Origin of the sequence: Bradyrhizobium icense (assembly GCF_001693385.1) — a bacterium.
GTDB lineage: Bacteria > Pseudomonadota > Alphaproteobacteria > Rhizobiales > Xanthobacteraceae > Bradyrhizobium > Bradyrhizobium icense.
Map to the genome: position 1 here is coordinate 6,303,016 of NZ_CP016428.1, position 26,510 is coordinate 6,329,525.

26 protein-coding genes are annotated in these 26,510 nt (G+C 63.1%); 19 read left to right on the forward strand and 7 right to left on the reverse strand.

The genetic code is table 11. From position 1 onward, the window contains the following. Positions 1–25: 25 nt before the first annotated feature. Entirely contained in the window at positions 26–1,789 is a 1,764-nt protein-coding gene (locus tag LMTR13_RS29355) for an ABC transporter ATP-binding protein (protein ID WP_065730811.1), read from the reverse strand. A 302-nt stretch (positions 1,790–2,091) separates the two neighbouring features. On the opposite strand from LMTR13_RS29355, the gene LMTR13_RS29360 reads away from it, so the two are divergent. Beyond that, complete coding sequence (locus LMTR13_RS29360) at positions 2,092–3,159, forward strand: glycosyltransferase family 4 protein (protein WP_065730812.1); 1,068 nt, start codon at positions 2,092–2,094, stop codon at positions 3,157–3,159. A 150-nt stretch (positions 3,160–3,309) separates the two neighbouring features. Here the strand turns inward: LMTR13_RS29360 and LMTR13_RS29365 are convergent, their stop codons facing one another. From LMTR13_RS29365 to LMTR13_RS29375, 3 genes are read right to left on the reverse strand one after another with little or no spacing between them, the layout of a single operon-like run. Continuing rightward, positions 3,310–5,256, reverse strand: coding sequence for an alkyl/aryl-sulfatase (locus tag LMTR13_RS29365; RefSeq protein ID WP_065730813.1), 1,947 nt, complete (start codon positions 5,254–5,256; stop codon positions 3,310–3,312). Positions 5,257–5,307: 51 nt separating this feature from the next. Then, complete coding sequence (locus LMTR13_RS29370) at positions 5,308–7,128, reverse strand: flavin-containing monooxygenase (protein WP_083219270.1); 1,821 nt, start codon at positions 7,126–7,128, stop codon at positions 5,308–5,310. Positions 7,129–7,176: 48 nt separating this feature from the next. Further along, a complete protein-coding gene (locus tag LMTR13_RS29375; protein WP_065730814.1) occupies positions 7,177–8,418 on the reverse strand; it encodes an acyl-CoA dehydrogenase family protein in 1,242 nt (413 codons plus the stop codon). 102 nt (positions 8,419–8,520) lie between these two features. Here LMTR13_RS29375 and LMTR13_RS29380 point away from each other — a divergent pair, with 102 nt between their 5' ends. Both LMTR13_RS29380 and LMTR13_RS29385 read left to right on the forward strand, forming a co-directional pair. Further along, positions 8,521–9,333: an IclR family transcriptional regulator gene (locus LMTR13_RS29380; RefSeq protein WP_065730815.1), complete on the forward strand. Its 813-nt coding sequence runs from the start codon at positions 8,521–8,523 to the stop codon at positions 9,331–9,333. A 64-nt stretch (positions 9,334–9,397) separates the two neighbouring features. Further along, positions 9,398–10,396 carry a Bug family tripartite tricarboxylate transporter substrate binding protein gene (locus LMTR13_RS29385; protein ID WP_083219272.1) on the forward strand — a complete coding sequence of 333 codons (999 nt, stop codon included), beginning with the start codon at positions 9,398–9,400 and terminating at the stop codon, positions 10,394–10,396. 19 nt (positions 10,397–10,415) lie between these two features. Here LMTR13_RS29385 and LMTR13_RS29390 read toward each other — a convergent pair whose 3' ends face one another. Further along, positions 10,416–11,420: an ABC transporter substrate-binding protein gene (locus tag LMTR13_RS29390; protein ID WP_065730816.1), complete on the reverse strand. Its 1,005-nt coding sequence runs from the start codon at positions 11,418–11,420 to the stop codon at positions 10,416–10,418. Positions 11,421–11,519: 99 nt separating this feature from the next. Between LMTR13_RS29390 and LMTR13_RS29395 the strand changes: the two genes are divergently transcribed. The 7 genes from LMTR13_RS29395 to LMTR13_RS29425 all read left to right on the forward strand — a co-directional run bounded on the left by LMTR13_RS29395 (position 11,520) and on the right by LMTR13_RS29425 (position 18,259). Then, positions 11,520–12,167 carry a TetR/AcrR family transcriptional regulator gene (locus LMTR13_RS29395; RefSeq protein WP_065730817.1) on the forward strand — a complete coding sequence of 216 codons (648 nt, stop codon included), beginning with the start codon at positions 11,520–11,522 and terminating at the stop codon, positions 12,165–12,167. A gap of 87 nt (positions 12,168–12,254) precedes the next feature. Beyond that, complete coding sequence (locus tag LMTR13_RS29400) at positions 12,255–13,025, forward strand: ABC transporter permease (protein WP_065733068.1); 771 nt, start codon at positions 12,255–12,257, stop codon at positions 13,023–13,025. Positions 13,026–13,043: 18 nt separating this feature from the next. After that, the gene (locus LMTR13_RS29405) at positions 13,044–14,081 is read left to right on the forward strand and encodes an NAD-dependent epimerase/dehydratase family protein (protein WP_065730818.1); all 1,038 of its coding nucleotides are present in this window, start codon (positions 13,044–13,046) and stop codon (positions 14,079–14,081) included. After that, positions 14,068–14,892 carry a GNAT family N-acetyltransferase gene (locus LMTR13_RS29410; RefSeq protein WP_065730819.1) on the forward strand — a complete coding sequence of 275 codons (825 nt, stop codon included), beginning with the start codon at positions 14,068–14,070 and terminating at the stop codon, positions 14,890–14,892. The genes LMTR13_RS29405 and LMTR13_RS29410 overlap by 14 nt, the downstream gene beginning before the upstream one ends. 11 nt (positions 14,893–14,903) lie before the next feature. Continuing rightward, on the forward strand, positions 14,904–15,959 hold the full coding sequence (locus LMTR13_RS29415) for a dihydrodipicolinate synthase family protein (protein ID WP_065730820.1): 1,056 nt from the start codon (positions 14,904–14,906) through the stop codon (positions 15,957–15,959). Then, a complete protein-coding gene (locus tag LMTR13_RS29420) occupies positions 15,947–16,735 on the forward strand; it encodes an ABC transporter ATP-binding protein (protein ID WP_065730821.1) in 789 nt (262 codons plus the stop codon). Before LMTR13_RS29415 ends, LMTR13_RS29420 begins: the two co-directional genes overlap by 13 nt. Before the next feature lie 132 nt (positions 16,736–16,867). After that, positions 16,868–18,259, forward strand: coding sequence for an MFS transporter (locus LMTR13_RS29425; protein WP_065730822.1), 1,392 nt, complete (start codon positions 16,868–16,870; stop codon positions 18,257–18,259). Between the two features lie 33 nt (positions 18,260–18,292). Here LMTR13_RS29425 and LMTR13_RS29430 read toward each other — a convergent pair whose 3' ends face one another. Next, positions 18,293–18,610: an anthrone oxygenase family protein gene (locus LMTR13_RS29430; protein WP_335622050.1), complete on the reverse strand. Its 318-nt coding sequence runs from the start codon at positions 18,608–18,610 to the stop codon at positions 18,293–18,295. Positions 18,611–18,835: 225 nt separating this feature from the next. Between LMTR13_RS29430 and LMTR13_RS43005 the strand changes: the two genes are divergently transcribed. The 9 genes from LMTR13_RS43005 to soxA all read left to right on the forward strand — a co-directional run bounded on the left by LMTR13_RS43005 (position 18,836) and on the right by soxA (position 25,589). Further along, positions 18,836–18,946 carry a MarR family transcriptional regulator gene (locus tag LMTR13_RS43005; RefSeq protein WP_236843510.1) on the forward strand — a complete coding sequence of 37 codons (111 nt, stop codon included), beginning with the start codon at positions 18,836–18,838 and terminating at the stop codon, positions 18,944–18,946. 327 nt (positions 18,947–19,273) lie between these two features. Beyond that, on the forward strand, positions 19,274–19,723 hold the full coding sequence (locus tag LMTR13_RS29440; protein ID WP_065730825.1) for a (2Fe-2S)-binding protein: 450 nt from the start codon (positions 19,274–19,276) through the stop codon (positions 19,721–19,723). Positions 19,724–19,732: 9 nt separating this feature from the next. After that, positions 19,733–21,919 (forward strand): xanthine dehydrogenase family protein molybdopterin-binding subunit, encoded by a 2,187-nt coding sequence (locus tag LMTR13_RS29445; RefSeq protein ID WP_065730826.1) that lies wholly within the window; start codon positions 19,733–19,735, stop codon positions 21,917–21,919. Positions 21,920–21,972: 53 nt separating this feature from the next. Next, positions 21,973–22,266, forward strand: coding sequence for a c-type cytochrome (locus LMTR13_RS29450; protein ID WP_065730827.1), 294 nt, complete (start codon positions 21,973–21,975; stop codon positions 22,264–22,266). Positions 22,267–22,278: 12 nt separating this feature from the next. After that, entirely contained in the window at positions 22,279–23,559 is a 1,281-nt protein-coding gene (locus LMTR13_RS29455; protein WP_065730828.1) for an NAD(P)/FAD-dependent oxidoreductase, read from the forward strand. Further along, positions 23,552–24,010, forward strand: coding sequence for a sulfur oxidation c-type cytochrome SoxX (soxX, locus tag LMTR13_RS29460; RefSeq protein ID WP_418219730.1), 459 nt, complete (start codon positions 23,552–23,554; stop codon positions 24,008–24,010). Before LMTR13_RS29455 ends, soxX begins: the two co-directional genes overlap by 8 nt. A gap of 9 nt (positions 24,011–24,019) precedes the next feature. Next, entirely contained in the window at positions 24,020–24,499 is a 480-nt protein-coding gene (locus LMTR13_RS29465) for a SoxY-related AACIE arm protein (RefSeq protein ID WP_065730829.1), read from the forward strand. Continuing rightward, a complete protein-coding gene (soxZ, locus tag LMTR13_RS29470) occupies positions 24,499–24,819 on the forward strand; it encodes a thiosulfate oxidation carrier complex protein SoxZ (RefSeq protein WP_065730830.1) in 321 nt (106 codons plus the stop codon). Before LMTR13_RS29465 ends, soxZ begins: the two co-directional genes overlap by 1 nt. Then, positions 24,816–25,589 (forward strand): sulfur oxidation c-type cytochrome SoxA, encoded by a 774-nt coding sequence (soxA, locus tag LMTR13_RS29475; protein WP_065730831.1) that lies wholly within the window; start codon positions 24,816–24,818, stop codon positions 25,587–25,589. Before soxZ ends, soxA begins: the two co-directional genes overlap by 4 nt. A gap of 144 nt (positions 25,590–25,733) precedes the next feature. On the opposite strand, the gene LMTR13_RS29480 is transcribed toward soxA, so the two are convergent. Then, positions 25,734–26,507, reverse strand: a complete 774-nt coding sequence (locus LMTR13_RS29480; protein ID WP_065730832.1) for a ferredoxin--NADP reductase — start codon at positions 26,505–26,507, stop codon at positions 25,734–25,736. Between the last annotated feature and the right edge of the window lie 3 nt (positions 26,508–26,510).

Below are 26,510 nucleotides of genomic sequence, written 5' to 3' on the forward strand. Positions count from 1 at the left end.
GGGACGCAAACGCTACTGCAGCAGATCAGGCCGCGTGAGTGGCGAGACGGCCCATTTCACGCGCAACCAATTCGCGGTAAGGGCCCCTTCCCTGCAGGAGAATATCCGGCGGGCCGTCTTCGATGATCCGCCCGCCCTGCAATACCACCACACGGTCAAAATTGCGCAAGGTGGCGAGACGATGGGCGATGGCTATCACGGTGCGTCCGCGCATCAGCCGCGACAACGCCTCGCGGATCGCCTCTTCGGATTCGCTGTCGAGCGCAGCCGTTGCCTCGTCCAGCAACAGGATCGGCGCGTCCTTCAGGAAGGCGCGTGCGATGGCGATCCGCTGCCGCTGCCCGCCGGAAACCTTGATACCGCGATCGCCAACCATTGTCGCCATGCCATCGGGGAGATTTTCGATGAAATCGCACCGCGCTGCAATCGCCGCGCGCAGCACCTCGTCGTCGGTCGCGTTCGGACGTCCGTAGCGGATATTTTCCATGATCGAACGGTGGAACAGCGAGATGTCCTGCGGCACCACCGAGATCGCCTCGCGCAGGCTCTGCTGCGTTACCCGCGAGATGTCCTGGCCGTCGATGGCGATGTTGCCGTGCTGGACGTCGTAGAACCGCTGCAGCAGCACAAACAGACTGGATTTGCCGCCGCCGGAATGGCCGACCAGCCCGACCCGTTGTCCCGGCTGTATGCGCAAGGAGAACTTCTCGAACACCTGAACGCCGCCGGGATAGTGGAACGAGACATTGTTGAAGGCGACGGCAGCGCCGCTGCGGATCAGCGGCTCGGCCTCTGGGTGATCCTTTAATTCGTGCGGCAACAGCAAGGTTGCAATCGCCTCCGTCAGGCGGGCGACGTGCTGGGTGACGTCGACCAGCGCCACCGCAAGATCGCGCGTCGCGCTCAGGATCGAGAGCCCGAGTGTGCATACCAGCACGACGTCGCCGGTTGTCGCCGCGCCCCGCTGCCAGAGCGCGATGGCCCACGCCAGCAGCGCGATGGTCAGGACGATTGTCACGACGGCGTGAAGGATCCGCAGCTTTTCGAGATAGCGGAGGCTGCGTCCGCGGGCGTCGAGTTCCCGCTCAACGGTAGCGTCGAAACGGTCGTGTTCGTAGCTGAGGCCGCAGAACGCGCGGACCAGCGGCAGATTGCTGATGACATCGACCATCTCGCCGTCCACCGCAGCCGCCTTGTCGGCGAAATCATCATGCAGCGGCTTGCCCGCAGCGGCGAGCTGAAACATCGCCATCAGCATGATACCTGCGATGATGATCAAGCCCGCGGACATCGCCAGGCTGACTGTTCCTATAAGGAGTATCGCCGAAACGGTCGCGATACACGGCGGCAACACGTTCCATACGAACATGTTTTCGACAGTGAAGACCGCGTTGGATGTCGCGGTGATACGGCTGGTCAGCATGCCTGGCAGCCGATCGGAGAAGTAGCTGGGGGCGTGACCGGTCAGATGGCGGAACATGTCGCGGCGAAGATCGCCGGTAACGCCGACGAAAGTGAAGCTGGCCGTCCAGCTCGCGACCCGCCACAGCAGATTATCCGCCGCGATGAGCGACATGAGAAAAGCGAATGCCAGCCATACGCTGTTTGCGTGCGACGAACCGGCCGTCAGGCTGTCGACCAGATTCTTCACGCCATATTGCGTGCCCACCGAGCAGGCAACTGCTGCAACGACGGCAGACACGATGACCACATGGGCCGCGCGGCGCCGGCGCAGATAGCGCAAGACAAACGGAAACGGCCGCCGCACATATCCTGAAAGATTGTCCATGTCGTCTGCAAACCTGTTGAGAGTGAACGGAAATCCCTAACGTGTGTCGCGCACGAGGTCGTGAACGGTGCCGCTTCGGGTTTGCGGGAGCGCGGCCATCACCGCGCAACAATTCTGCAGCATCAAGTCGCCTTCTATCTGTTGGTGTCAGATGGCATCAGCAAGACAGCCGTGTGGAAGAACCAAGATGCGCCGATGATTGGAACTTCGCAGATGCAAGAACGTTCCCAACTTCGGCACGCCGGTGCCGATCTGCGGGCTGAGGGCTTTATCCAACTAACATTCGAAACAGGAGACGAAAGATGCGCATCGCGCAGGTCGCCCCGCTGACGGAGGCTGTTCCCCCCAAACTGTACGGCGGCACCGAGCGGGTGGTGCACTGGCTGACCGAAGAACTGGTAGCGTTGGGGCATGAAGTCACCTTGTTCGCCAGCGGCGATTCCCACACCTCGGCGAAACTCGATGCGACGTGGCCGAAGGCGTTACGCCTCGACGGCTCGGTCCGCGACCCTAACGCGCTGCACATGGTGATGCTGGAGCGCGTGCGGCGGAAATGCGACGACGAAGAGTTCGATTTTCTCCACTTCCATCTCGATTACTATCCGTTCTCACTGTTCTACCGTCAGCCGACGCCGTTCCTGACGACGCTGCACGGCAGGCTGGATCTGCCGGAGCATCAGCCGGTATTCACCACCTTCTCCAAGGTCCCGGTGATATCGATTTCCAACGCGCAGCGGCGTCCTGTGCCGCTGGCCAACTGGGTGCGCACCATTCACCACGGGCTGCCGGAGGATTTGCTGACACCGCAACAGGTGCGGCCATCCTATCTCGCCGTGCTGGGACGGATCGCGCCGGAAAAGGGCGTCGATCGCGCCATCCGCATCGCGACAAGATGCGGTATTCCGCTCAAGATCGCAGCCAAGGTCGATCGTGCCGATCAGGAATATTACGACGAAGTGATCTCACCGCTCATCAAGGCCAATCCGCTGGTGGAATATATCGGCGAGATCAGCGATCGCGAAAAATCCGACTTTCTCAGCGGCGCGATCGGCCTCCTGGTCCCGATCGACTGGCCGGAGCCGTTCGGCCTCGTCATGATCGAAGCCATGGCCTGCGGCACGCCGGTTATTGCCTATAACCGCGGCTCAGTGCCTGAGATCATCGACGCTGGCCTCACCGGCTTTGTCGTAGAGGACGAGACCAGCGCAGTGGCCGTGGTCGACCGTCTTGCCGGCTTGGATCGGACCGCCATCCGCAAGCAGTTCGAAGCGCGTTTCACGGCGCGCCGAATGGCGCTCGACTATCTTGCTGCGTATCGCGGCCTGATGGAGGAAGAGCCGCGGATCAAGCTCGTGAGCAGCGCAGAGTAGCGATGCGATAACGCCCCCCTTGTCGTCGCAAGACGACCGTAGCGTGGGCAAAGCGAAGCGTGCCCACCATCGAGCAACACTCCGGACGGATGGTGGGCACGGCGCTGAAGCGCCTTTGCCCACCCTACAATCTACAAGTTCGCAACCACGTCAGGAGACCGCCGCCCGTTTCGGCTCGACGATCTCGAACATCCGCGGGAATTCGTCCATCAGCATCATCAGCTCGCCGAGCCGCGCCGCATTGCCGCTGACCTCGATCTTGCCGCTTCCGACCGCTTCGGGAAACGTCGTCAACTTGGCAATCACCTCGTCGAGCACGCCACGCGGCAACACGAAGCTGGCGTCGGCATCGGCGGCTTGCGTGCCGGCGACATAGGTCAGCGCGCAGTTTTCCAGGTTGAGAACGAAGCTCTCCCTGGTATCGGTGAAATTCCAGTTCAGCACGATGCGCTTGCCTTCGGCCTTCGGACCGTTGAGGCGCACGCCGAGCACGTCCCAGAGCTGTTCGGTGCGCAGCGCAGCCAGCGTTTCACGCGGCATCGCGGCGCGCGGCGGCGTCTTGGGCATCCCCTGCCGCAATTCCTGCGCGCCGAACAGATAGGCATTGCGCCAGGTCGAACTTTCCGAGGCATAGCCGAGTTGTTCGAACGTATCGGCAAGCAACGCACGTGCCGCCTGGTTGTCGGGATCGGCAAACACCAGGTGGCTCACGGCTTGCGCGACGAAGCGGAATTCGCCCTTGGCAAAATCCGCTCTCGCGCGCGCCAGGACCGCGTCCGCGCCGCCCATATACTCGACATACTTTTTGCCCGATTCGACCGGCGGAAGTGGATCGAGGTTGACGGGATTGGCGTCGTACCAGCCGAGGTACTTCTGGTAGATCGCCTTCACATTGTGCCTGATGTGGCCGTAATAACCACGGCCATGCCATGCGCCCTCGAGGCTCGCCGGCAGGCGGATGGCTTCGGCAATCTCGGCTGCGGTCAGCCCGTGGTTCATCAGGCGGATGGTCTGGTCATGCGCGAATTTATAGAGATCGCGCTGCTGGCGGATCATGGTGTCGATCCGCTCCCGGCCCCACACCGGCCAATGGTGCTGGCCGCACATCGCATCCGCCTTGCCGCCCCACATCTGCAGGGCCTCGCCGAGATATTTTGACCAGGCCAGTGCGTCGCGCACGTCAGCGCCGCGGAACGGCAGCAGATTGTGAAAATTATGCGTGCAGTTTTCCGCGAGGTTGAGCAGCTTGTAACGCGGGATGAAGAAATGCATCTCCGCCGGCGCTTCGCTGTTCGGCGCCATCTGGAATTCGAATTCGACCCCGTCGATGATCCGCCTGTCGCCGGTCGCCATGATCAGGTCGGTCGGGCGCACGAGCGCGACCGCTCCCGCCGCCATGGTCTTGCCCAGCCCGCAATCGACCTGCCCGTGGACGCCCTTGGCAAGAAACGGTCCGAACTGATATTGCGCCCGCCGGAGCATCGCCGGGCCGGCGATGATGTTTTCCGAAACCGCATGCTCCATGAACAGATTGGGCGCAATGATCGGCACGGTGCCGCCGGTAAGCGCCGCATCGTCGAGTACGCCGCGCGCGCCGCCCCAATGATCGGTATGGGTATGGGTGAAGATCACTGCCGCAACGGGGCGCTTGCCCCGGTGCTGGAAGTAGAGCTCCATCGCCGCCCGCGCGCCTTCGATCGAGGTCAGCGTATCCACCACGATCACGCCGCGGTCGCCCTCGATCAGCGTCATGTTGGCGATATCCAGCCCGCGCACCTGATAGACACCGGGCACCACCTCGAACAGGCCGTGATGCATGTTGAGCCGCGACTGCCGCCACAGGCTGGGATCGACCGTCGGCGGCGCTTCTTCCGCGGACAGGAAGCCATACGGCTCCAGGCTCCAGACCACCCTGCCCTGCGGCGAAGTGATCTTCGCGTTCTCGATCGTGCCGAGGAAGCCGCGCGCGGCGTCGTCGAAATCGCGCGTGTCGGAAAACGGCAACGCCTTCAGCGTCGCCACGTGCTGCGCGATGACGGAGGCGGAAGCCTCCTTTGGAGATTCCTTAAGCGCTTCGATCGTGGCTGGTTGGCTCATTGTTGTGTGCTCCCTTACGCAGAAGAAACAGAAGGTCGAATTCGAACAGCCTCAGCGAAACTCCAGCCCCTCGAACTGGCCGGCGTTGCGCCAAGCGTCGATGTACTTGAAATAAGCCATCGGGCCCGCCGGATGGCCGACATTGAGATTGGCCGCGGGGCCGGGCTCGCGTCCTTCATTGTTGTAGTAGCCCGGCGTGCAGTCGGGCGAGCCGATCATCCGGCCGGCGCCGGTCAGCAACAGTTCGACCCAGCGATCCTCGGCTTCCTTGGTGACTTCGATCTCCCTGAAGCCGTTCGCCTGCGCATGCCGAACCATCAGCGCAATCGTCTTTGCGGCCTCGGACAGGTTATGCGGTACATTGGAGATGAGATTGGCGCCCTGCGTCGGCTGCACGAAGAACGCGTTCGGAAAACCGTGGACGTGGATGCCGTGCTTGGTGCGCATGCCCGACGCCCAATAATCCGATAACTTGACGCCGCCTCGTCCTGTCAGGTCGAAGCCGGCGCGCCGCTTGTACTCGGTGCCGACTTCGAATCCCGAGGCGTAGATGATGCAGTCGAGCTGGTACTCCGTCCCTGCGACAACGACGCTATTCTCGGTGATGCGCTCGACGCCCTTGCCGTCGGTATCGACCAGACGGGTGCGTGGGGTGTTGAAGGCTTGCAGATAGGAATCATGGAAGCACGGCCGCTTGCAGAGCTGGCGATACCAGGCCTCGAGCTTGGCGGCCGTTTCGCGATCCTGCACGATGCTGTCGACCCGGGCGCGGATTTCCTCCATCTTCTCGAAATCGGAATCCTCGAACGCCGCGAGCATGTTTGGTGGCGTCCGCTGCTCGCGCGGCAGGTCCATGATTCTGGCGCGAATGCGCCGCGACAAATCGGTCCAGCCGTCCTGCACCAGATCTTCTTCCGCGGAGCCGCCGGCCTGGTTGGCGGTAAAGTTCTCCAGCCAGCGCTGCTGCCAGCCGGGTGTCGCGATCCCCGAAAACCATTTCGGATCGATCGGCGCGTTGGCGCGGACGTCGACCGAGGATGGCGTGCGCTGAAAAACATAGAGCTCTTTGCAGGCGCGTGCGAGATGCGGCACGCACTGCACGGAAGTGGCGCCGGTGCCGATGATGCCGACGCGTTTATCGGCAAGTTTTTCCATCAGTGCGCCGGATGGATCGCCGCCGGTGTAGCCATAATCCCAGCGGCTGGTGTGGAACGAGTGCCCCTTGAAAGACTCGATGCCGGAAATGCCGGGCAGTTTCGGCACGTGCAGCGGCCCCGTGCCCATGCCGACGAATTGGGTGGTGAAGTCATCGCCGCGGCTGGTGCGAATGCGCCAGCGTGACGCCGCCTCGTCCCAATCGAGGCTCACGACCTCGGTGTGGAATAGCGCGTTGTCGTAAAGCCCATATTGTTTGCCGATGCGCTGGCAGTGCGCCAGGATTTCCGGCGCATGCGCATACTTCTCCGACGGCATGTGGCCCGTTTCCTCGAGCAACGGCATGTAGACCATCGACGCAGTATCGCATTGCGCGCCGGGATAGCGGTTCCAGTACCAGGTACCGCCGAAGTCGCCGCCCTTCTCGATGACGCGGACGTCCTTCACGCCAACTTCCGACAGCCGCGCCGCGGTGACCAGCCCGGCAAACCCACCGCCGATAAAGGCGACGGTGACGTGATCGGTTTCCGGTTCGCGCGCGGTGACCGGCGTATAGGGATCGTCGAGATAATGCGCTAGCCGTCCCGCGACGCGCAGATACTGATCGTTGCCGTCGGGACGCAGCCGCTTGTTGCGCTCCTCAAGATATTTCTGGCGCAGCCGCGCCTTGTCGATCGCAGCGTTTTGCGCGGCCTGGGATTGATCCGTGATGGTCATGCGAAGGCGCCCTTTCAGGAAATCACACATCACCGTCGCTGTCGCCGCTCAGGACGGATGGGCGGACAGATACGGCGAGTTGGCAATCGACCAGGACGGCATCGGCTCCATGCGAAAGATCTGCCGCAGATGGACTTCATCGGGCCCGTCACCAATCCGCAACAGGCGCCCCCAGGCCAGCGCCTGATGGATCGGCGTATCGTCGGAGCCGCCCATGGCGCCGAACACCTGCATGGCGCGGTCGGCGATCTTCTGCAGCATCGCGGGCACTGCCACCTTGATCAAGGACACATCGCGCCAGGCGCCGTGATGGCCGGCCTGATCGAGGCGCCATGCGCAACGATAGGTCAGCAGGCGGGCCTGCTCGAGCTCGACGCGGGATTCCGCGATCCAGCGCTGCACGGTGTCGTACTGCATCACGGTACGTCCGAACGCGGACCGCTCGGATGACCGCACCATCATCAATTCGATCAGCAGTTCGCATAGCCCGATCGAGCGCATGCAGTGATGGATACGCGCCGGCCCCAAACGAATCTGCGCGACCTTGAAGCCGTCGCCTTCCGCGCCGAGCAGGTTCGCGCGGGGCACGCGCACGTTTTCGAACGAAAGCTCGCCGATCGGCGCGACGTGATCTTCGCACCCCATCCAGCGCAGCCGGCGCACCAGCCGAACGCCTGGCGTATCCATCGGCACGATAATGCAGGAATGGCGCCGCGTCCGGTCGGCGTCGGAATCGGTCACGCCCATCACGATCAGGAAGCTGCATTTCGGATGCGCCGCGCCGGTGATGAACCATTTCCGCCCGTTGATGACGTAGTCATTGCCGTCCCGGACCATGCGGGTGGCGATGTTGGTCGCATCGGATGAAGCCACGTCCGGCTCGGTCATGCCGAACGCCGAGCGTGTCCTGGCTTCCAGCAGCGGCTGCAGCCAGCGCGCCTTCTGCTCGGGCGTCGCGCAATTCTGCAGCGCGATCATGTTGGGCACGTCGGGCGCCTGGCAATTGAAGACCTCAGGCGCCCAGAACAGCCGGCCCATGATCTCGGCCAATGGCGCATATTCGAGGTTGGAAAGACGCGTGCCGGGTTCGTCTTCTCCGAGTTCAGGAAGCCCGAGATTCCATAGCCCCGCCGCACGCGCCTTGCGCTGTAGGTCCTGCATGAAGGGCGCGTCCTCGCCTTCAGCCGTGTGATCGAGCCAGGCGCGATGGCGCGGCAACACTTCGCGGTCGAAAAACGCCTGAAGTCTCTCCCGCCACTCTTCCGATCGTTTGGAAAGGTCGAAATCCATGCCGCCTCCCGATTTTTCGGGAACCTAAGCGTATATCGACACAATATGCAAATTTCATTTCGATATATTGACAGATTTGGGGAACCATGGCCCACTTCGGTCATGGCGACGATTTCCAATATCGATCCCTCGATACCCCGGACTGCGGAGGACCAGGCCGATCCCTCCTTCGCGACCACGCTGGCGCACGGGCTCGACGTGCTGGCGGCGTTCCGCAACCGGGCGGGCTCGCTGTCGAACGCGGAGCTTGCGCTCCATACAGGCCTGTCGCGGCCGACGGTGTCGCGGTTGACCTACACGCTGGCGCAGCTTGGCTATCTCAAGCGCGACGCCAAGGGACGCTTCCAGCTCGGGCTCGGCATTCTGGCCGCGGCCTATCCGGTGCTGTCGGCGCTGAAGGTGCGGCAATTGGCACGCCCGCTGATGCGCGATTTCGCGGCCTACACCGGCGGCACGGTTTCGATCGCGATGCCGTTCGGGCTCGACTTCATCTATGTCGAAACGCTGCGCACCACCGACGCCGTGGCGCATCTGCCAGATGTCGGTTTTGCCAGCTCGCTGGCGCCCACCGCCGTCGGCCGCGCTCTGCTCGCGCTCTTCACCGCGGAAGAACTCGACGCGTACGTGGCGAAGGTGAAGGCCGAGCGCCCGGAAGAGGCCGATTATGTCGAGCGGCGGACGCTGCCGGACGTCGCGCTTTGCAAGGAGCGCGGCTTTGCGATTTCGCTCGGCGAATGGCGGCGCGAGATTTTTGGTGTCGCCGCGCCGCTGTACCGCACGCCGTCGGGCGATTGCCTCTCGGTCAATTGCGGCATTCCCTCGTTTCGCTTCAATGCCGAACAGATCGAGCGTGAATGCGGGCCGCGCATGCTCGGCTTGGCGCGCAGCATCCGCTCGCTGGTAGCCAACGACTGAATACCCCCGTTAGAGGGGCAAAGGCGCACCGTTTCACCGGTGCGCAACATATGGGGAGGGAAGAATGAGCCGGATCAAAACCGTGCTGGGTTTTGCCATGAATCTTGCCCTGGGTATTGCGTTGGGCGTAGCCGTGCCGCTTGCCACGGCCGCGCAGGCGCAAATCAGCTATCCGAACCGACCGATCCGCATCATCGTTCCCTACCCCGCCGGCGGCATTGTCGACATCGTCGCGCGCGCGGTGACCGAGCAAGTCGGCCGCGACTGGAAACAGACGGTGGTCATCGAAGCAAGGCCCGGCGGCAACAGCAACATCGGCACCGCGTCGGTGGCGCGCAGCGAACCCGACGGTTACACCTGGCTGGTCACCGGCCCCGCGGCTTTGGTCAACCCGACGCTCTACAAGGACGCCGGCTGGGACGCGCTGAAGGATCTCAAATGCGTCGGCCTTGCGGTCTGGAATCAGAGTGTGGCGCTGGTCCATCCCTCGATGCCGGCCAGCACCATCAAGGAATTCGTCGAGATCGCGCGCAAGAAGCCGGGCGAACTCAATTTCGGCAATCCCGGTACCGGCTCCTCCATCGATCTGAGCGCGCAAAAGCTGTTTCAGGCCGCCAATATCAAGCTGACCAATGTCGGCTACAAGGGGCAGCCGCAGGCGCTGATCGACCTGATGACCAACCTGATGCATTTCGAGATCGTCTCGCTCGAGCTGGCACTGCCGCACATCAGGGCCGGCAGCGTGAAACCGCTTGCTGTCATGACCGACAAACGTGTCGCCGATCTGCCAGATGTGCCGACGATTGCGGAAGCCGGATTTCCGGAAGCCACCTACGTGCCCTGGTATGGCATCTACGTCCAGGCGGGAACGTCCGATGCCATCGTCGCGAAGATCAACGAGGCCATCAACAAGGCGCTGCAGAACCCGGAAGTGCGGCGCCAGCTCTCGGTCGCCAATATTCCGGGCAAGCCGATGCCGCTCGCCGACCTCGCCGCGCTGATGAAGGCAGACCACGAGAAGCTGACGAAGGTGATCGCGACATCAGGCATGGCGCTGCAGTGATGTCTGCCTCCTAAATGACTTACTTCTTCACCTTGCTGGCATCCATCTTGATGCTCGTATCCAGCATTTTGACAGAGAACGCAGTATTCACGTCGAACGGCTTTTCCATGCCGAGATAGGTCTGCACCAGCTCGTAGTCCTTCTTCATCCGCTCGGCATCAATCCAGCCCAGCGCCTTGGTCGTCGTGAATTCGTCTGTCATCAGGAACTTGATGCGCTCCCACTGCCGCTGCTGGTTTTCCTTGTCGAGACCCGAAGCCTGGTCGAGCAGCGCCTTGAGGCAGGGCGCGACGTCGGTGACGCAGGCAGCATAGGCCTTCTGGCTGATCTTGACGAAGTCCTCGACCAGTTTTGGATTCTTTTGCAGATAGGCGCCGTTGACGATCAGTGAATTGCCGTAAGGGTTCAGCCCGATATCCTTCCAGTTGACGTAGCCGAGATCGGCGCCGAACTCGATCACCTTCAGATCGTGCTCATTGTAGAAATCGCTGATGATATCGACGGTATGGCTCTTCAGCGCCGCGATCTTGGCGGTCGGACCGACATTGACGAAGCTCACCGAGTCCGGCGCGATGCCCGCCGCCTTGGCGAAGGCCGGCCACATCACCCGTGACGCGTCGCCCGGCGGATTGCCGATCTTGTGGTTCGGAAAGTCCTTCGGCCCGTTCACGCCATAGCTCTTCAGCCAATAGAAGGTCTGTCCGGTGTTGGCGTAGATGCTCATCAGCGCCACCACGTCGGCGCCCTTGCTCTTGGCCACCAGCGCGGTCGCGAGATCCGCGATGCCGAACGGCGAGCCGCCGGAGCCGACCCTCAGCGAGGAGACGCCGGAGCCTTTGCCGACCTCAATCGTCAGCTCGATGCCGGCCTTCTCGTACCAGCCCTGCGATTTGGCGTAGTAGAACGGTGAGTGATCGGCGGTCGGGGTCCAGTTCAGGATCAGATTGACCTGCTCGGCCGCAGCGCAGGGAATGGCCGGCGCGGCAAGTGCAGCCGCCAATCCCGCAATTCGCAAAGCCTTCATTGCACCCTCCTCGTTCTGCAACCCGATCTTGTCGTCGCTCCTCGGTGACGCTACCAATGCAACAAGGGACCACACGACTTGTCAACTATTTGGTTGGAAATGCCGAGAAAACGTTCTGACGATACCAGGCCGCAACGGCGCGATCCGGCCGCGACCCGCAAAAAACTGCTGACGGCGGCGCGGCGCGAATTCGCCAGCAGCGGCCTCGCCGGAGCCCGGGTCGACGAGATCGCCGCCCGCGCGGGCGTCAACAAGCAGCTCGTCTATCACTATTTCGGCGACAAGGACGCACTTTACCTTGCTGTGCTCGAGTGGGTTTACGAGGAAATCCGCGCCCAGGAACGCAAGCTCAATCTCGAGGGATTGCCGCCCGAGCAGGCGATCAAGAAGCTGATCGAAAGTTCCTTCGATCACCTCGCCGCACATCCTGATTTCATCGTGCTGCTGAACGACGAGAACCGCGGCGGCGCGCGCCATGTGCGCGGCTCGCGAAAACTGGAAGCGATGCATTCGCCGCTGGTCAGCCTCGTCTCGACCATTCTCGGCGAGGGCGTGAAGGCCGGCATATTCCGTAAAGGTATCAACCCCGTACACCTCTATATCTCGATTGCCGGGCTCAGCTATTTTTACTTTTCGAACACGCCGACCCTGTCGGCGATCTTCGGCAAGGACCTGTCGAGCCGGGCCGCACGGCAGGCGCGCCGCAAACACGTGGTCGACCTGGTGATGCATTCGCTGCGCCCTTAATCAACCAGATGGTTGATTACCGGGAGAGGCCGCGCTAGATTGCCGCCGCGCGGCGGGGAACCGGCCGCGCATCCAAAGGAGCGCACGGTGTTCAGCGATGACGGACGATCGATACGGTCTTTCGCGATCATCCTGGTCGTGCATCTGGCCGTGATCGTGCTCTGGCAGGTTCTGGTCGACGCCTTCCAGGTACCGAAATTCATCCTTCCCTCCCCGCTCGCGACCGTCGCGACGCTGGGCTCGCCCAGCTACGCCTGGCTCTCCAATCTCTCTGTGACGGCGATCGAAATTCTCGGCGGGTTCTGCCTCGGCGCGCTGGTCGGCATTATGCTGGCCGTGCTGTTCACCTGGTCGCCGCTGGTCAGCCTTTTGCTGCTGCCGCTGTTCGTGACGCTGAATATGATTCCGAAAGTGGCGCTGGGACCGCTGTTCATCGTCTGGTTTTCCTACGGCATATTTCCGAACATCCTGATCGCGTTTTCCATTTGCTTCTTTCCGATCCTGCTCACCACTGCGCGTGGATTGAGTGAGGTGGAACCGGATCTGCTGGATCTCGTGAAGTCGCTGCGCGGTTCGCGCTGGACGCTGTTCCGGAAAATCCAGTTGCCGGGCGCGCTGCCATACGTGTTTTCCGGAATGAAGGTTGGCGCCATCCTGGCGGTGGCCGGCGCAATCGTCGGCGAGTTCATCGCTTCCGAGCGCGGGCTCGGCTACCTCATGATCCAGGTGCAGTCCTCACTCGATACGCCGGCGATGGTGATGGCGGTGGTACTCCTGACATTGCTCGGTGTGGCGCTGTATGGCCTCGTTCTCGGCCTCGAACGGCTATTCGTCGTTCGGGACATCCGGCTGCAATGACAAGATCAGGGAAGAAACATGCTGTTGACCCGCGATACCCTGCCCACAACAATTGCCGATATTGCAGCGCTCGATGAATTACTGTGCCGCCCGAGCCAGGCGTTGATCGACGATCTGCGCAAGGTCGACGGCGACATCATGATCCTGGGTGTTGCCGGCAAAATGGGACCGACGCTGGCCGGCCTTGCAAAAGCGGCCGTGCCGGAGCGCCGCGTGATCGGCGTGGCCCGGTTCAGCGAACCCGTCGTCAAGGACTGGCTGCAGGTGCGCGGAATCGAGACCATCAATTGCGATCTGCTCGACGAGGCCGCCATCAAAGCTTTGCCGAAGATTGCGAACATCGTGTTCATGGCCGGGCGCAAATTCGGCGCCGAGGGTGACCTCTCGCTGACCTGGGCAATGAATTCGCACGTCCCAGCCCTGGTCGCGCAAACCTTTGCGACCTCGCGTATCGTCGCGTTCTCGACCGGCTGCATTTATCCGTTCGTGCCGGTCTCCGGCAAGGGCTCGGCCGAGGATATGGCGCCCGATCCGCCGGGCGAATATGCGCAATCCTGCGTCGGGCGCGAGCGCATGTTCGAGTATTTCTCACGCAAGCATGGAACGCCCGGACGGCTGTTCCGGCTGAACTACGCGATCGACATGCGTTACGGCGTGCTGCACGATATAGCGAGCAAGGTGCTGCAGGGTCAGCCGATCGACGTCAGCCTCGGCCATGTCAATTTCATCTGGCAAGGCGACGCTTCCTCGCAGGCGCTGCGCTGTCTGGCGCATTGCGAGACGCCGACCTCGCCGATCAATGTCAGTGGTCATGAAATACTCGCCGTGCGCGATCTGGCCGCGAAATTCGGCCAGCGCTTCGGCCGCGCGCCAATCATCGCCGGCAAGGAAGAGCCGACGGCCTGGCTCACCGACACATCGCAGGCGGTGAAACTATTCGGCCTGCCGATCGTCGATACCGAGCAGCTCATCAATTGGACCGCCGATTGGGTGTCGCGATCGATGCCGAGCCTCGGCAAGCCCACTAAATACGAGGTGCGCGATGGCCGCTATTGAGCCCATCGACATCGTCGAACTCGATGTCAGCGATGCGAAGGCCGGGCTCGTGCTGTCGACCGAAGCCGGCTGGAACCAGAACGAGGCCGACTGGCGCTTTTTCCTGAGCCAAGGGGTCGTATTCGGCGCGCGCGATGGCAACCGATTGGTGGCGACAGCGGCGCTGCTGCCCTACTCGGCGGGCAATGCCTGGATCAGCATGGTGCTGGTGACTGCCAACTTTCGCCGCCGCGGCCTTGCGACCAGGCTCGTCGATGCCTGCCTGGAAGTTGCCGCGCGGCGCGGGCTCACAAGCTGGCTTGATGCCACACCGGCTGGCGCGGCCGTCTACGCTCCGCTCGGCTTTGCGCCGACGCTGCAATTGCGGCGGTTGCGGTTGGAGAAGCCGCAAGGCACCATCGCGACGAGGCCACTAGCGGCCGACAACCTCGAGGCCCTGGCCGCGCGCGATGGCGGTGCCATGGGATTCGACCGCAGCACATTGCTGTCGGAATTTGCTGCGCGCCCGGGTTCGCGCATCGTGTCGGATGTCCGAGCCATGGCCCTCGTCCGCGATGGGCGCACCGCGCGGCACATCGGTCCAGTCTTAGCCGACCACGCCGATCAGGCGCTGGGGTTGGTCGAAGCCATCACCGGCTCCGAAACCGGACCTTGGCTGATCGACGCCGTTCATTCTCAAGACGCGTTTCTGAACGGTCTCGTTCGCTCAGGCTGGAATATCGAGCGGCCGTTTCAGCGCATGCGTTTTGGCTCCGCGACCGCCTCGCCCGCGCAACCGCCGTTCGCCGTCGCCGGCCCGGAATTCGGATAGGAACAGCCGCCATGCATCATAGCGAAATCAAAGCCGAGGTCCGAAAGCTGATCGCTGACGGCACCGTGCTGCCGGCGCATCCGCTCGCACTCGACGCCAACCGCGCACTCGATGTGCGCCATCAGCGGGCACTGACGCGCTACTACCTCGATGCCGGCGCCGGAGGATTGGCAGTGGGCGTGCACACCACGCAATTCGCGATCCGCGACGTCGGCATGTACCGTCCCGTGCTGGAGCTGGCGGCCGAGACCGCCGCATCATGGACCAAACGGCCAGTCGCGATGGTCGCTGGTTTGGCCGGTCCGACGCAGCAGGCTGTTGCAGAGGCGCAAACCGCACGCGGCATCGGCTATCACGCCGGCCTGCTCAGCCTGGCTGCGATGAAATCGGCATCCGAGGATGACATCATTGCGCATTGCGAGGCAGTGGCACGCGAGATCCCACTGGTCGGCTTCTATTTGCAACCGGCCGTCGGCGGCGTGATCCTCAGCGCCGATTTCTGGAAGCGCTTTGCGGCCATCGATAACGTCATCGCCATCAAGGTGGCGCCGTTCAATCGCTATCGGACGCTGGACGTTCTGCGCGGAGTGGCGGCAGCGAACGCGCTCGACCGCGTCGCGCTCTATACCGGCAACGACGACCACATCCTGCTGGACCTCACGTTGCCGTTCGACCTCCGCGACAGCGGCGTCACCACGCGAGCATACTTCAAGGGCGGCCTGCTCGGGCACTGGTCCGTGTGGACCGCGAGCGCGATCAGGCAGTTCGAGATGTGCAAGGCGGCGCGCGGCAAGGACACGGTGCCGGCCGACCTGCTGGCGCTCGACGCTCGTGTCACCGACTGCAACAGCGCGTTCTTCGACATCGCCAACAATTTCCACGGTTGCATCGCCGGTTGCCACGAAATCCTGCGGCGGCAGGGATTGATGCAGGGCCTCTGGTGTCTCGATCCCACCGAAGGGCTGAGCCCGGGCCAGATGCAGGAGATCGACCGCGTCTGCCGCGAGCATGCCGATCTCTCCGACGACGCATTCGTGAGGGAGAACCTGCACAAATGGCTGGCATGACGGCGGAAGAGCCCTTCATCAGCCTGCGCAATGTCCGCAAGGTCTACCGGTCGAGGGGTGCGGAATTCCTCGCCGTCTCCGACGTCACCATGGACGTGAAAGAAGGCGAGCTGGTTTCGCTGGTCGGCCCGTCCGGCTGCGGCAAGACCACCGTGCTGAAGATTCTGGCCGGGCTGCACGAGGCCGATGGCGGCACCATCAAGATCGGCAATGCGAAAACATCGTTCGATCCAGCGCGCGACATCGGCATGGTGTTCCAGCAGGCCCTGCTTTTGAAATGGCGAACCATTTTGGACAACGTGCTGCTGCCGGCTGAAATCGTCGGCCTGCCGATGAAAGCCGCACGGAATCGCGCCCGCGATCTGCTCAACCTGGTCGGCCTCGCCGGCTATGAGGACAAATATCCGCAGCAATTGTCCGGCGGCATGCAGCAGCGCACGGCGATTGCGCGCGCCTTCATCCACGATCCCAAGCTGATCCTGATGGACGAACCGTTCGGCGCGCTAGACGCGCTGACCCGCGAGCAGATGAACCTCGAAATGCTGCGGATCTGGCGCGAAAGCGGCAAGACCATCCTGTTCGTGACACACTCGATTCAGGAAGCGGTATTCCTCGCCTCGCATTGCGCCGTGCTCACGGCCGGTCCGGCGCGAATGGCGGAGTATTTTCCGATCGAGCTGCCGTTCCCGCGGGCACTGCCGATCAAGACCACGGATGAGTTCGGCGCCTATGCGCGGCGGATTTATACGAGGCTGGGGCTGAGCCCAGGGACATAGCCTGCAGGCGCCAGAATTCCGCCGGCCCGCCTCGCATACGCATCATGCAAACTGAGAGCCTGTGGTCAGCGCGGCGTCCGTAGTACACGCCACCCTAGGGCGCGTCCGCGCCGGCGTGGAGAGCCCGACAGAATGTCCGCAGACGTAGCCCCAAAACCATCAGCCACGCCCATCGACGGCTTGCCGCCGGAACTCCGGCGCTGGGCGCTCGCGGCGATCTTTACCGCGCTGGCGCTGGCCTCGCTGGATACGGCGATCGCCAACATCGCGCTGCCCGCCATCGCGGCCGACCTGCATGTCAGCCCGGCCGACGTGGTCTGGGTCGTCAATATCTACCAGATCGCGTTGGTCGCGACGCTGCTGCCGCTCGGCGCGCTCGGTGAAATCGTCGGCCATGAGCGGATCTATATCGGAGGCCTCGTGCTGTTCACGCTGGCCTCGCTCGGCTGCGCCCTGGCATGGTCGCTACCCAGCCTGACGGCGGCGCGGGCGCTGCAGGGGCTCGGCGCCAGCGGCATCATGAGCGTAAACGCGGCGCTGGTCCGCTTCGTCTATCCGACCCACACGCTGGGCCGCGGCTTCGGCCATAATGCGCTCGTGGTCGGAACGGCATTCACCTTCGGTCCGACGATTGCCTCCGCGGTCCTTGCGATCGGAACATGGCCGTGGCTGTTCGCGATCAACCTTCCCTTCGGCGTGATCGCAATCTGGATCGGCCTGAAAACCTTGCCCAAAACGCCGCGCGCGAAGCACGCGTTCGATTTTGCCAGCGCAGCGCTGACCGCAAGCTGCCTTGGGCTCTTCATCATCGGCATCGGCGGCGCGGCACATCAGGCCCCGCCCGTCCTTGTCGGAGTGGCGCTTGGCGCAGCATTGCTGCTCGGCTGGATCATGGCCCGCAGGGATGCGAACCATCCGGCGCCGATGTTGCCGATCGACCTGTTCCGGCGGCCGATGTTCGCGCTGTCGGCCGCCACATCGGTCTGTACATTCGCAGTGCAGGGACTGGCCTTCGTTTCGCTGCCCTTCTACTTCGAGGACGTGCTGCACCGGTCCCAGGTCGAGACCGGCTTCTTCATGACGCCCTGGCCACTGGTGGTGGCGATCATGGCGCCGATCGGAGGCCGGCTCTCCGACCGCTATCCCGTCGGCATCCTCGGCGGCCTCGGGCTGGTATTGCTCGGCATCGGCATGGCGCTGCTGGCGGCGCTGCCACCGGACCCCGGCACAGCCGACATCGTCTGGCGCACCGTGATTTGCGGAATCGGATTCGGCTTCTTTCAAACGCCCAATTTGCGGGCGCTGATGTCGAGCGCACCGCCGCACCGCAGTGGCAGCGCGAGCGGCATCGTCGCAACCGCCCGTCTGACCGGGCAAACACTCGGCGCCGCGCTCGCGGCCCTTTGCTTTGCGCTGGCCGGTCACGACGGTGCGACGGTCGCCCTGATGCTCGGCGCCGGATTTGCCGCGCTCGGAAGCCTGATGAGTTTTCTGCGTCTGGCGGTGGGCGCAGAACGGACATGATCGCCGCGCGGGACACGCCCCAGTTCGCTGCGCCTAATTGAGCGCCCAAAGGTAAACCAGCGTTGCCGCGATCCCGAGGCCCGTCCTGACCGCGTGCAACCTTCCCCACTTGACGATCAGCGCACGTGACTGCGGGCCGGCGTCCTTTTCGTCGATGACGTTCAGCACGCGGTTGGTCGGCATGATGCCGATCAGCGTATAGGGCCAGTTGGCAAGAATGAGCACCGCGCCGACAATCCAGCGCCAGTCCCACGTCAGCCAGGCAGCGGTCAGGCCGAGCACGCCGGAAATGACTGCGCAGCTCGCCTGCATCGCAAAGCCGCGCGCGTAGCTTGGTTTCCACTGCCTCAAGAGGCTCCGGTCATCGAGGCCGAGACGCGCCGGCTGTTCGGCGAAGTTGATGAAGAAGGCGGCGCCGGCGAACGCGGCGGCGACAATCGTTGCAAGCTGTCCCGCAAACGTGACTCACACTCCACATCTCGTTTTGCCAACTGACGATATATGCGCCCCTGGCAGGTGCCGGGCGCGATCGCGCTTGCGCCAAGCCCGCAACCGGTGGCCTGGCTCGCGCGCAGCATGGGCCTCAATCGACAGGGAGTTCAGCGCATTGTGAACGAGATGGCAGAGGATGGCCTCGTAGAGCTTGGGCCAATCCGAACCACCGCCGAGCACTCCTCGTCGCGCTAACCAAGCGTGGGCGGGATGCCTTCGAAACCGCCAGCGCGCTGCAGGTTCCGTGGGCAAATGCCCTTGCGAAGGGACTTATCCCCGAAGAACTCGCCACAACAAGCCGCATCGCGAAGCTGCTGAGCGAGCGCCTTGATAAGTCTGCCTAGCCTCTACCTCCAAACACGGACACCAATCGGCCAGGTTGCGGAAACTTGGCGCAACACCGGCGGATCGACTTTCTTCCCGTTCGTAAAACACGCTTTTTCTTGATTTGAACTGTTCTATTTTTTCCGGTCACATCGCGCCCGGTTCAATTGGCGAATTGAACTCAAAAAGGGACATGCGATGGCAAACCTCACAATAAACGGAAAAACAATCAATGTGGACGTCGAAGACGACACGCCACTGCTCTGGGCTATCAGGGAGAATGTCGGGCTGACCGGCACCAAATATGGATGCGGCATAGCAATATGCGGCGCCTGCACCGTCCATATCGACGGAGTCGCGATGCGCTCCTGCGGCATGACGGTCAGCGAAGCAGCCGGCAAACAGATCACCACGATCGAAGGACTCGCCAGCAACGGCGCGCTGCACAAGGTGCAGCAGGCATGGATCGCCAACGACGTCCCGCAATGCGGCTATTGCCAGAGCGGCATGATCATGGCGGTCGCGGCGCTTCTAAAGGAGAAGCCGAAGCCGACCGATGAGGATATCGACGAGGCCATCACCAATATCTGCCGATGCGGGACCTTCCAGCAGGTCCGCGAGGCGATCCACGCCGCCGCGAGCGTTTGAGGTGATGCCATGAATCAGCACGTCATGCCCAAACTGAATCGCCGAGCCTTCGTGATCGGCACCGCTGCCGCCGGCGCCGGGCTCGCGATTGGCCTCGATATTCCCTTCGGCGGACCGAAGGTCGTCCGCGCCGCCGATGGCTCACCAGAAGTCAATGTCTGGGTGGTGATCCGCCCCGATAACACCACCGTCGTTCGCGTCGCCCGCTCGGAGATGGGCCAGGGCACCCTTACCGGCCTCGCCCAGCTCGTCGCCGAAGAGCTCGAATGCGACTGGTCGAAGGTCGTCACCGAATATCCGACACCGGGTCAAAGTGTCGCACGCAAGCGCGCCTGGGGCGATTTTTCGACGGGCGGCAGCCGCGGCATTCGCTCCAGCCAGGACTATGTCCGCAAAGGCGGCGCCACCGCCCGCGTGATGCTGATACAGGCCGCCGCGAACGAGTGGAAAGTGCCTGCATCGGAATGCACCGCCGCCAACAGCATCATCACGCACACGCCATCGGGCAGGACCACGACCTACGGCAAGGTGGTGGAAGCCGCTGCGAAGCTCGAGCCCCCGGCGGACGTCAAGCTGAAGGATCCCAAGGACTGGAAGATCGTCGGCAAGGGCGTCAAGCGGCTCGACACCGTCGACAAGACCACCGGAGCGATGATCTACGGCGCCGACGTCAAGCTGCCTGGCATGCTCAACGCGGCGATCAAGGACGCGCCGGTCTTCGGCAGCAAGCTGAAGAGCTACGACGAGGCCAAGATCGCCGGCATGAAGGGCGTCAAGAAGGTGGTGAAGGTCGGCGATAGCGCGGTCGCGGTCGTCGCCGATACCTGGTGGCACGCCAAGACTGCCCTTGATGCGCTGCCGATCGTCTGGGACGAAGGCGAGAACGCCAAAGTCTCCAGCGAGTCGATCGCCAAATGGCTGGCCGAAGGCCTCGACAATTCGCAGCCGGCCTATATCGGCAACCAGAACGGCGACGCCAAGGCTGCGATTGCAAGCGCCGCCAAGAAGGTCGAGGCGGTCTACGACTATCCCTACCAGAACCACGCCGCGATGGAGCCGATGAACGCCACCGCGCTCTATACCGCGGACAAATGCGAGGTTTGGTGCGGCACGCAGAATGGCGAGGCGGCCTTCGCCGCCACGCTCGAAGCGTCGGGATTGCCGGCCGAAAAATGCGAGGTGCACAAGCTGATGCTGGGCGGAGGCTTCGGCCGGCGCGGCATGACCGACTATGTGAGGCAAGCGGTTTTGATCGCCAAGGAGATGCCGGGCACGCCGGTCAAGCTGTTGTGGTCACGCGAAGAGGATATGGCGCAAGGCAAATTCCATCCGGTCACGCAATGCAAGCTGACCGGAGCCTTCGATGCCGACAACAATCTCACGGCGCTGCATGTGCGATTGTCCGGCCAGTCGATCCTCTACACGGTGCGTCCGGCGGCGCTGGTGAACGGCATGGATACGGTTGCGTTTCAGGGCTTGAGCCCTTCCGGCGATGCGGCGATTGGCTACGCCGTGCCGAACCTGCTGGTCGAGCATTCGATGCGCAATCCGCACGTCCCGCCAGGTTTCTGGCGCGGCGTCAACGTCAACCAGAATGCCATCTATATGGAATGCTTCATGGATGAACTGGCGCATTCGGTGGGCCAGGATCCGGTGGAATTCCGCCGCAAGCTGATGAGCAAGCATCCGAAACATCTCGCCGTGCTCAATGCGGTGGCCGACAAGATCGGTTGGGGCAAGCCCGCGCCGCAAGGCGTCTATCGAGGGATTGCGCAGGTGATGGGCTATGGCAGCTATGTCGCGGGTGCCGCGGAAATCTCTGTCACCGAGGGCAGCAAGATCAAGGTGCATCGCATCGTCGCTTCGACCGATCCCGGCTACATCGTCAACCCGGCGCAGGTCGAGCGGCAGATCGCGGGCTCCTTCGTCTATGGCCTGTCCGCGCTGTTCTACGGCGGCTGCACGGTGAAGGACGGCAAGATCGAGCAGACCAACTTCGACACCTACAATTCCATGCGCATCGCCGAGATGCCGAAGGTGGAATGCGTCATGGTGCCGAGCGGCGGCTTCTGGGGCGGCGTCGGCGAGCCGACGATCGGTGTCGCCGCGCCTGCGGTGCTCAATGCCTACTTCGCGGCGACCGGCAAGCGTATACGTTCTGTGCCACTGAGGGACCAAAACATCTCGTTCGCCTGACAACAGCCAGCGGCGGCCTTCAGGCCGCCGCTCTATGATCGGGAGGTTCGCTGATGAAAACGCTGCCTGCCATCCTCGGGATTGCAGCTATTGTCGCATCGTGCGGGCCGGGGCTGGCGGCTTCCCTACCTCCACCGGGCGCGGCATCCTGCTCCGGCTGTCATTCCACGGGGGCAACCGCGTCGTCGATCACGCGGCTGTCCGGTCGCAATGCCGAGGATATCAGCAAGGCGATGACCGGATTTCGCGACGGTACGCTTCCCGCGACGGTCATGAACCGGATCGCCAAGGGGTTTACTGACGAAGAGTCGCGCGCGATTGCGGCGTGGCTCGCGGCACAGAAATAGGGGGCCGCCGGCATGGGCACAGACAAGCGCATCAGCCGCCGGGATTTTTGCCACCTCAGTGCGGCCGTCGCAGCGACAGCGGCGTTTCCGCTGCCCACCTTCGCGCAAGCCGCAGCGCGTGTCGTCGTGATTGGCGGCGGCTTCGGCGGCGCGAGCTGCGCGCGGGCGCTGAAACAGATCGAGCCGAAACTGCAGGTCACGCTGATCGAGCCGAACCGAACCTTCATCGCCTGCCCGTTCAGCAACAACGTCATTGCTGGCCTGCGTTCAATCGATCAGCAACAATTCGGCTATGACAAGATCGCCGCTGGTGGCGTAACAGTAGTGCCGCAGGCGGCAACGGCCATCAACGCAGCGGCGCGGACCGTCGGGCTCGCCGACGGCACGTCGCTCGGCTACGACCGGCTGGTGTTGTCTCCCGGCATCGATCTGCGTTTCGACGCACTACAGGGTTACGACGAAGCTGCCGCGGCAAAGATGCCGCATGCCTGGAAAGCCGGCGAACAAACGCTGTTGCTGCGCAAGCAACTCGAGGCGATGGACGATGGCGGTCTCGTGGTGATCGCAGCTCCCGCCAACCCCTTCCGTTGTCCGCCGGGACCTTATGAACGGGCCTGCCTGATTGCGCACTATTTGAAGACCAAGAAGCCGCGCTCGAAGCTGCTTATCCTTGACGCAAAGGACACGTTTTCCAAGCAGCGCCTGTTTCAGAACGCCTGGAAGGAGCTTTATCCGGGAATGATCGAATGGATATCGTTGTCGCAGGGCGGCAAGGTGAACGCCGTCGATCCCGCGACCAATACGCTGATCACCGATTTCGGCAACCACACCGCCAAGGTGGCCAACGTCATTCCGCCGCAGCGGGCGGGCCGCATCGCCACCATCGCGGGCGCGACTGATAACACCGGCTGGTGCGCGATCGATCCTGTCACCTTCGAGTCCAAATCGGTGCCGAATATCCACGTCATCGGCGATGCCTGTCTTGCCGGCGCCATGCCTAAATCCGCATTCACGGCAAATGCGCAAGCGAAAGTTTGTGCGGCCGCTATTGCCACACTGCTATCGGGCGGACCGCCCACTACGCCGAAACTGATCAATACCTGCTACAGCCTGGCGGCGCCCGATTATGGCATCTCGATTGCCGGCGTGTACCAGCCGAAGAACGGATTGCTGGCCGATGTCGAAGGCGCTGGCGGCGTCAGTCCGCTGGATGTGCCCCGCGAGTTCCGCGCGCGCGAAGCCGAATATGCGCAATCCTGGTTCGCGACCATCACGGCGGAAGTCTTTGGCTAGATTCGGATTTCGCATATCGGCGCCGATCCTTGCCGGAACGCTGCTTGCCCTGCCCGGCGGCATCGTTGCGCAGGAACTTCGCAGCTATACCGTCGTCGGCGACGCCATTCCGCATTCGCTGACAGGCGCGTCCGGCGATGCAGCGCGCGGGCGTTCCCTCGTCGTCGAGCGTTCCAGCACTTGCATCCTGTGCCACAACGGCCCATTTCCCGAACAGAAATTCCAGGGCGACCTAGCGCCTGATCTTTCCGGTTCCGGCAGCCGCTGGTCCGAAGGTCAGCTTCGGCTTCGGATGGTGGATGCCTCTCGTCTCAATGCCGCGACGATCATGCCGTCCTATTACCGCGTTGACGGCCTCACTCGCGTCGGGACGCCGTGGCGCGGCAAGCCGATCCTGTCGGCCGAACAGATCGAGGATATCGTGGCGTATCTCGCAAGCTTACGCGAATAGGAAGGTCCGATGCATCCACCACCGAATTCGACACGGCGCCAGTTTCTCGGCCTCGCCGGAGCGGCAGCCGTGCTTGGCACGGCCCCCGTCGTCACGCTTCGGCCTGCCGAGGCGACGCCCGAGATGCTCGCTTCCGCCATCCGCAATGTCACCGGCGGCGTCGCGGTGAAAACCGGCAAGGTCAAGCTCGACGTGCCGCCCCTGGTCGAGAACGGCAACACCGTGCCCCTGACTGTGAGTGTCGCCCACCCGATGGCGCCGGAGGACCATGTCAGCAGCATCCACGTTTTCAACGAGAAGAATCCGCAGCCGAACATCGCCAACTTCCACCTCGGCCCGCATGCCGGCCGCGCACAGGTTTCGACCCGCGTTCGCCTCACCGACAGCCAGAAGGTGGTCGCGATCGCAAAGCTCTCGGACGGGTCGTTCTGGTCGGCCAGCGTCGATGTCGTGGTGACACTGGCGGCCTGCACCGAGGAGGTGATCTGATGGCTTCCGCGCTGATCAACGTTCCGGCCAAAGCCAAACGTGGCGACATCATCGAGATCAAGACGCTGATGTCGCACATCATGGAGTCAGGCTATCGCCATAAGGCGTCAGGTGAAGCTGTGCCGCGCGACATCATCACGGGCTTTACCTGCCGCTTTAACGGCGCTGAAATCTTCCGCGCCGATTTGTTTCCGGCCATCGCGGCCAACCCATTCTTCTCCTTCTTCACGACCGCGACCGAAAGCGGCAAGTTCGAGTTCGAATGGATCGGCGACAAGGGCTTTTCCGAAACCGCGTCCGCATCGATCACGGTCGAATGAGACTTGCCGGCGCCATAGCCGCCGCACTGCTGGTGGCGGGCGCCGGCGGCGCTGCCGAGATCCCGCAAGCCGATCGCCGTTCCGGCTACAGCTTCATGAAGCCGGACACCAAGACGATGCAGGACGACGACACCGCCAATCCCGGCATGCTCTGGGTGCTCGACGGCGAGGCGCTGTGGAGCCGCAAGACAGGCGCCGCGGACAAAGCCTGCGCCGATTGCCATGGCGATGCGCGCACGAACATGAAGGGCGTAGCTGCCCGCTACCCGGCCTTCGATAAGGCGATCGGCCGCCCAGTCGATCTGGAGCAGCGCATCAACTCTTGCCGCACCAGCCAGCAGCAGGCGACGCCGCTTCCCTTCGAGAGCCGTGAGCTGCTGGCGCTGACGGCCTTTGTCGCACGGCAGTCGCAGGGCATACCGATTGAAACCGGCACCGACCCGCAGCTCGCGCCGTTCATTGCCAAAGGACGCGAGCTCTACATGCAGCGGCAGGGTCAGCTCAATCTCGGCTGCGCCAATTGCCATGACGACAATTGGGACAAGCGGCTCGCCGGCTCCGCGATCACGCAAGGACATCCCACGGGCTACCCGCTCTACCGGCTGGAATGGCAGTCGCTGGGCTCGCTGCAGCGGCGGCTGCGCGCCTGCATCACGGGTATCCGCGCGCAGGCGCATGATTACGGCGCACCGGAGCTGGTCGAGCTGGAATTGTACCTGATGTCGCGGGCGCGCGGGATGAAGATGGAAGCGCCGGCGGTGCGGCCTTAGCTGATATCTAACCCGCCGCGCGGCCCCTCACTACGAGGTCCGGAGACAAAATCGCGAAAACAACCCCATGCAAAGTAGAATGGCCCCGGCCGCCAGCACTCGCGCTGCTTGTCGGGACACGAGATGGTCTATCATCACGGCGCTTTACCGCTCCGCGAACGCCTTCTCGACCACGAACTGCGCGGGCTCGCCGTGATTGCCCTCGACAAAGCCGCGGCCGTTCAGCAGCGCGCGGGTATCGGTCACCAGCGCCGGGCTGCCGCAGATCATGACGCGGTCATGCGCCGCATCGAGTGAAGGCAGCCCGATATCGCTAAAGAGCTTGCCTGAGGTGATCAGGTCGGTGATGCGGCCGCGGTTGCGGAAGGGGTCGCGCGTCACGGTCGGGTAATAGATCAACTGGTTGCGAACGTAGTCGCCGATCAACTCGTCGTTCGGCAGCTTTTCGGTGATCATCTCGCCATAGGCGAGCTCTTTCACGCGGCGGCAGCCGTGCAGCAGCACGACCTTCTCGAACCGCTCATAGGTCTCGGGATCCTTGATCACGGAAAGGAACGGCGCCAGCCCTGTGCCCGTGCCGATCAGATAGAGGTTGCGGCCGTCTTCGAGATTGTCGATCACCAGCGTGCCGGTCGCCTTGCGGCTGACGATGATTTCGTCGCCCCGCTTCAAATGCTGGAGCCGCGAGGTGAGCGGACCGTCCGGCACCTTGATCGAGAAGAATTCGAGCCGGTCCTCGTAATTGGCGCTGGCGACCGAGTAGGCGCGGATCAGCGGCTTCTCGCCGACCTTCAGCCCGATCATGGTGAATTCGCCGTTGCGGAAACGGAACGAGGGATCGCGGGTGGTGGTGAAGCTGAACAGCGTATCGGTCCAGTGATGAACGCTCAGCACGCTTTCCTGGTTGAAATTGCTCATCGC

Coding starts and splice junctions, on each gene's coding strand:
- LMTR13_RS29440 (WP_065730825.1), top strand. CDS start 19,274: ATGGCAAACCTCACAATAAACGGAAAAACAATCAATGTGGACGTCGAA.
- LMTR13_RS29385 (WP_083219272.1), top strand. CDS start 9,398: ATGAGCCGGATCAAAACCGTGCTGGGTTTTGCCATGAATCTTGCCCTG.
- LMTR13_RS29365 (WP_065730813.1), bottom strand. CDS start 5,256: ATGAGCCAACCAGCCACGATCGAAGCGCTTAAGGAATCTCCAAAGGAG.
- LMTR13_RS29375 (WP_065730814.1), bottom strand. CDS start 8,418: ATGGATTTCGACCTTTCCAAACGATCGGAAGAGTGGCGGGAGAGACTT.
- LMTR13_RS43005 (WP_236843510.1), top strand. CDS start 18,836: ATGGGCCTCAATCGACAGGGAGTTCAGCGCATTGTGAACGAGATGGCA.
- LMTR13_RS29425 (WP_065730822.1), top strand. CDS start 16,868: ATGTCCGCAGACGTAGCCCCAAAACCATCAGCCACGCCCATCGACGGC.
- LMTR13_RS29465 (WP_065730829.1), top strand. CDS start 24,020: ATGCATCCACCACCGAATTCGACACGGCGCCAGTTTCTCGGCCTCGCC.
- LMTR13_RS29355 (WP_065730811.1), bottom strand. CDS start 1,789: ATGGACAATCTTTCAGGATATGTGCGGCGGCCGTTTCCGTTTGTCTTG.
- LMTR13_RS29410 (WP_065730819.1), top strand. CDS start 14,068: ATGGCCGCTATTGAGCCCATCGACATCGTCGAACTCGATGTCAGCGAT.
- LMTR13_RS29415 (WP_065730820.1), top strand. CDS start 14,904: ATGCATCATAGCGAAATCAAAGCCGAGGTCCGAAAGCTGATCGCTGAC.
- LMTR13_RS29445 (WP_065730826.1), top strand. CDS start 19,733: ATGAATCAGCACGTCATGCCCAAACTGAATCGCCGAGCCTTCGTGATC.
- LMTR13_RS29420 (WP_065730821.1), top strand. CDS start 15,947: ATGGCTGGCATGACGGCGGAAGAGCCCTTCATCAGCCTGCGCAATGTC.
- LMTR13_RS29405 (WP_065730818.1), top strand. CDS start 13,044: ATGCTGTTGACCCGCGATACCCTGCCCACAACAATTGCCGATATTGCA.
- LMTR13_RS29370 (WP_083219270.1), bottom strand. CDS start 7,128: ATGACCATCACGGATCAATCCCAGGCCGCGCAAAACGCTGCGATCGAC.
- LMTR13_RS29450 (WP_065730827.1), top strand. CDS start 21,973: ATGAAAACGCTGCCTGCCATCCTCGGGATTGCAGCTATTGTCGCATCG.
- LMTR13_RS29480 (WP_065730832.1), bottom strand. CDS start 26,507: ATGAGCAATTTCAACCAGGAAAGCGTGCTGAGCGTTCATCACTGGACC.
- LMTR13_RS29390 (WP_065730816.1), bottom strand. CDS start 11,420: ATGAAGGCTTTGCGAATTGCGGGATTGGCGGCTGCACTTGCCGCGCCG.
- LMTR13_RS29380 (WP_065730815.1), top strand. CDS start 8,521: ATGGCGACGATTTCCAATATCGATCCCTCGATACCCCGGACTGCGGAG.
- LMTR13_RS29360 (WP_065730812.1), top strand. CDS start 2,092: ATGCGCATCGCGCAGGTCGCCCCGCTGACGGAGGCTGTTCCCCCCAAA.
- LMTR13_RS29395 (WP_065730817.1), top strand. CDS start 11,520: ATGCCGAGAAAACGTTCTGACGATACCAGGCCGCAACGGCGCGATCCG.
- soxA (WP_065730831.1), top strand. CDS start 24,816: ATGAGACTTGCCGGCGCCATAGCCGCCGCACTGCTGGTGGCGGGCGCC.
- LMTR13_RS29455 (WP_065730828.1), top strand. CDS start 22,279: ATGGGCACAGACAAGCGCATCAGCCGCCGGGATTTTTGCCACCTCAGT.
- soxZ (WP_065730830.1), top strand. CDS start 24,499: ATGGCTTCCGCGCTGATCAACGTTCCGGCCAAAGCCAAACGTGGCGAC.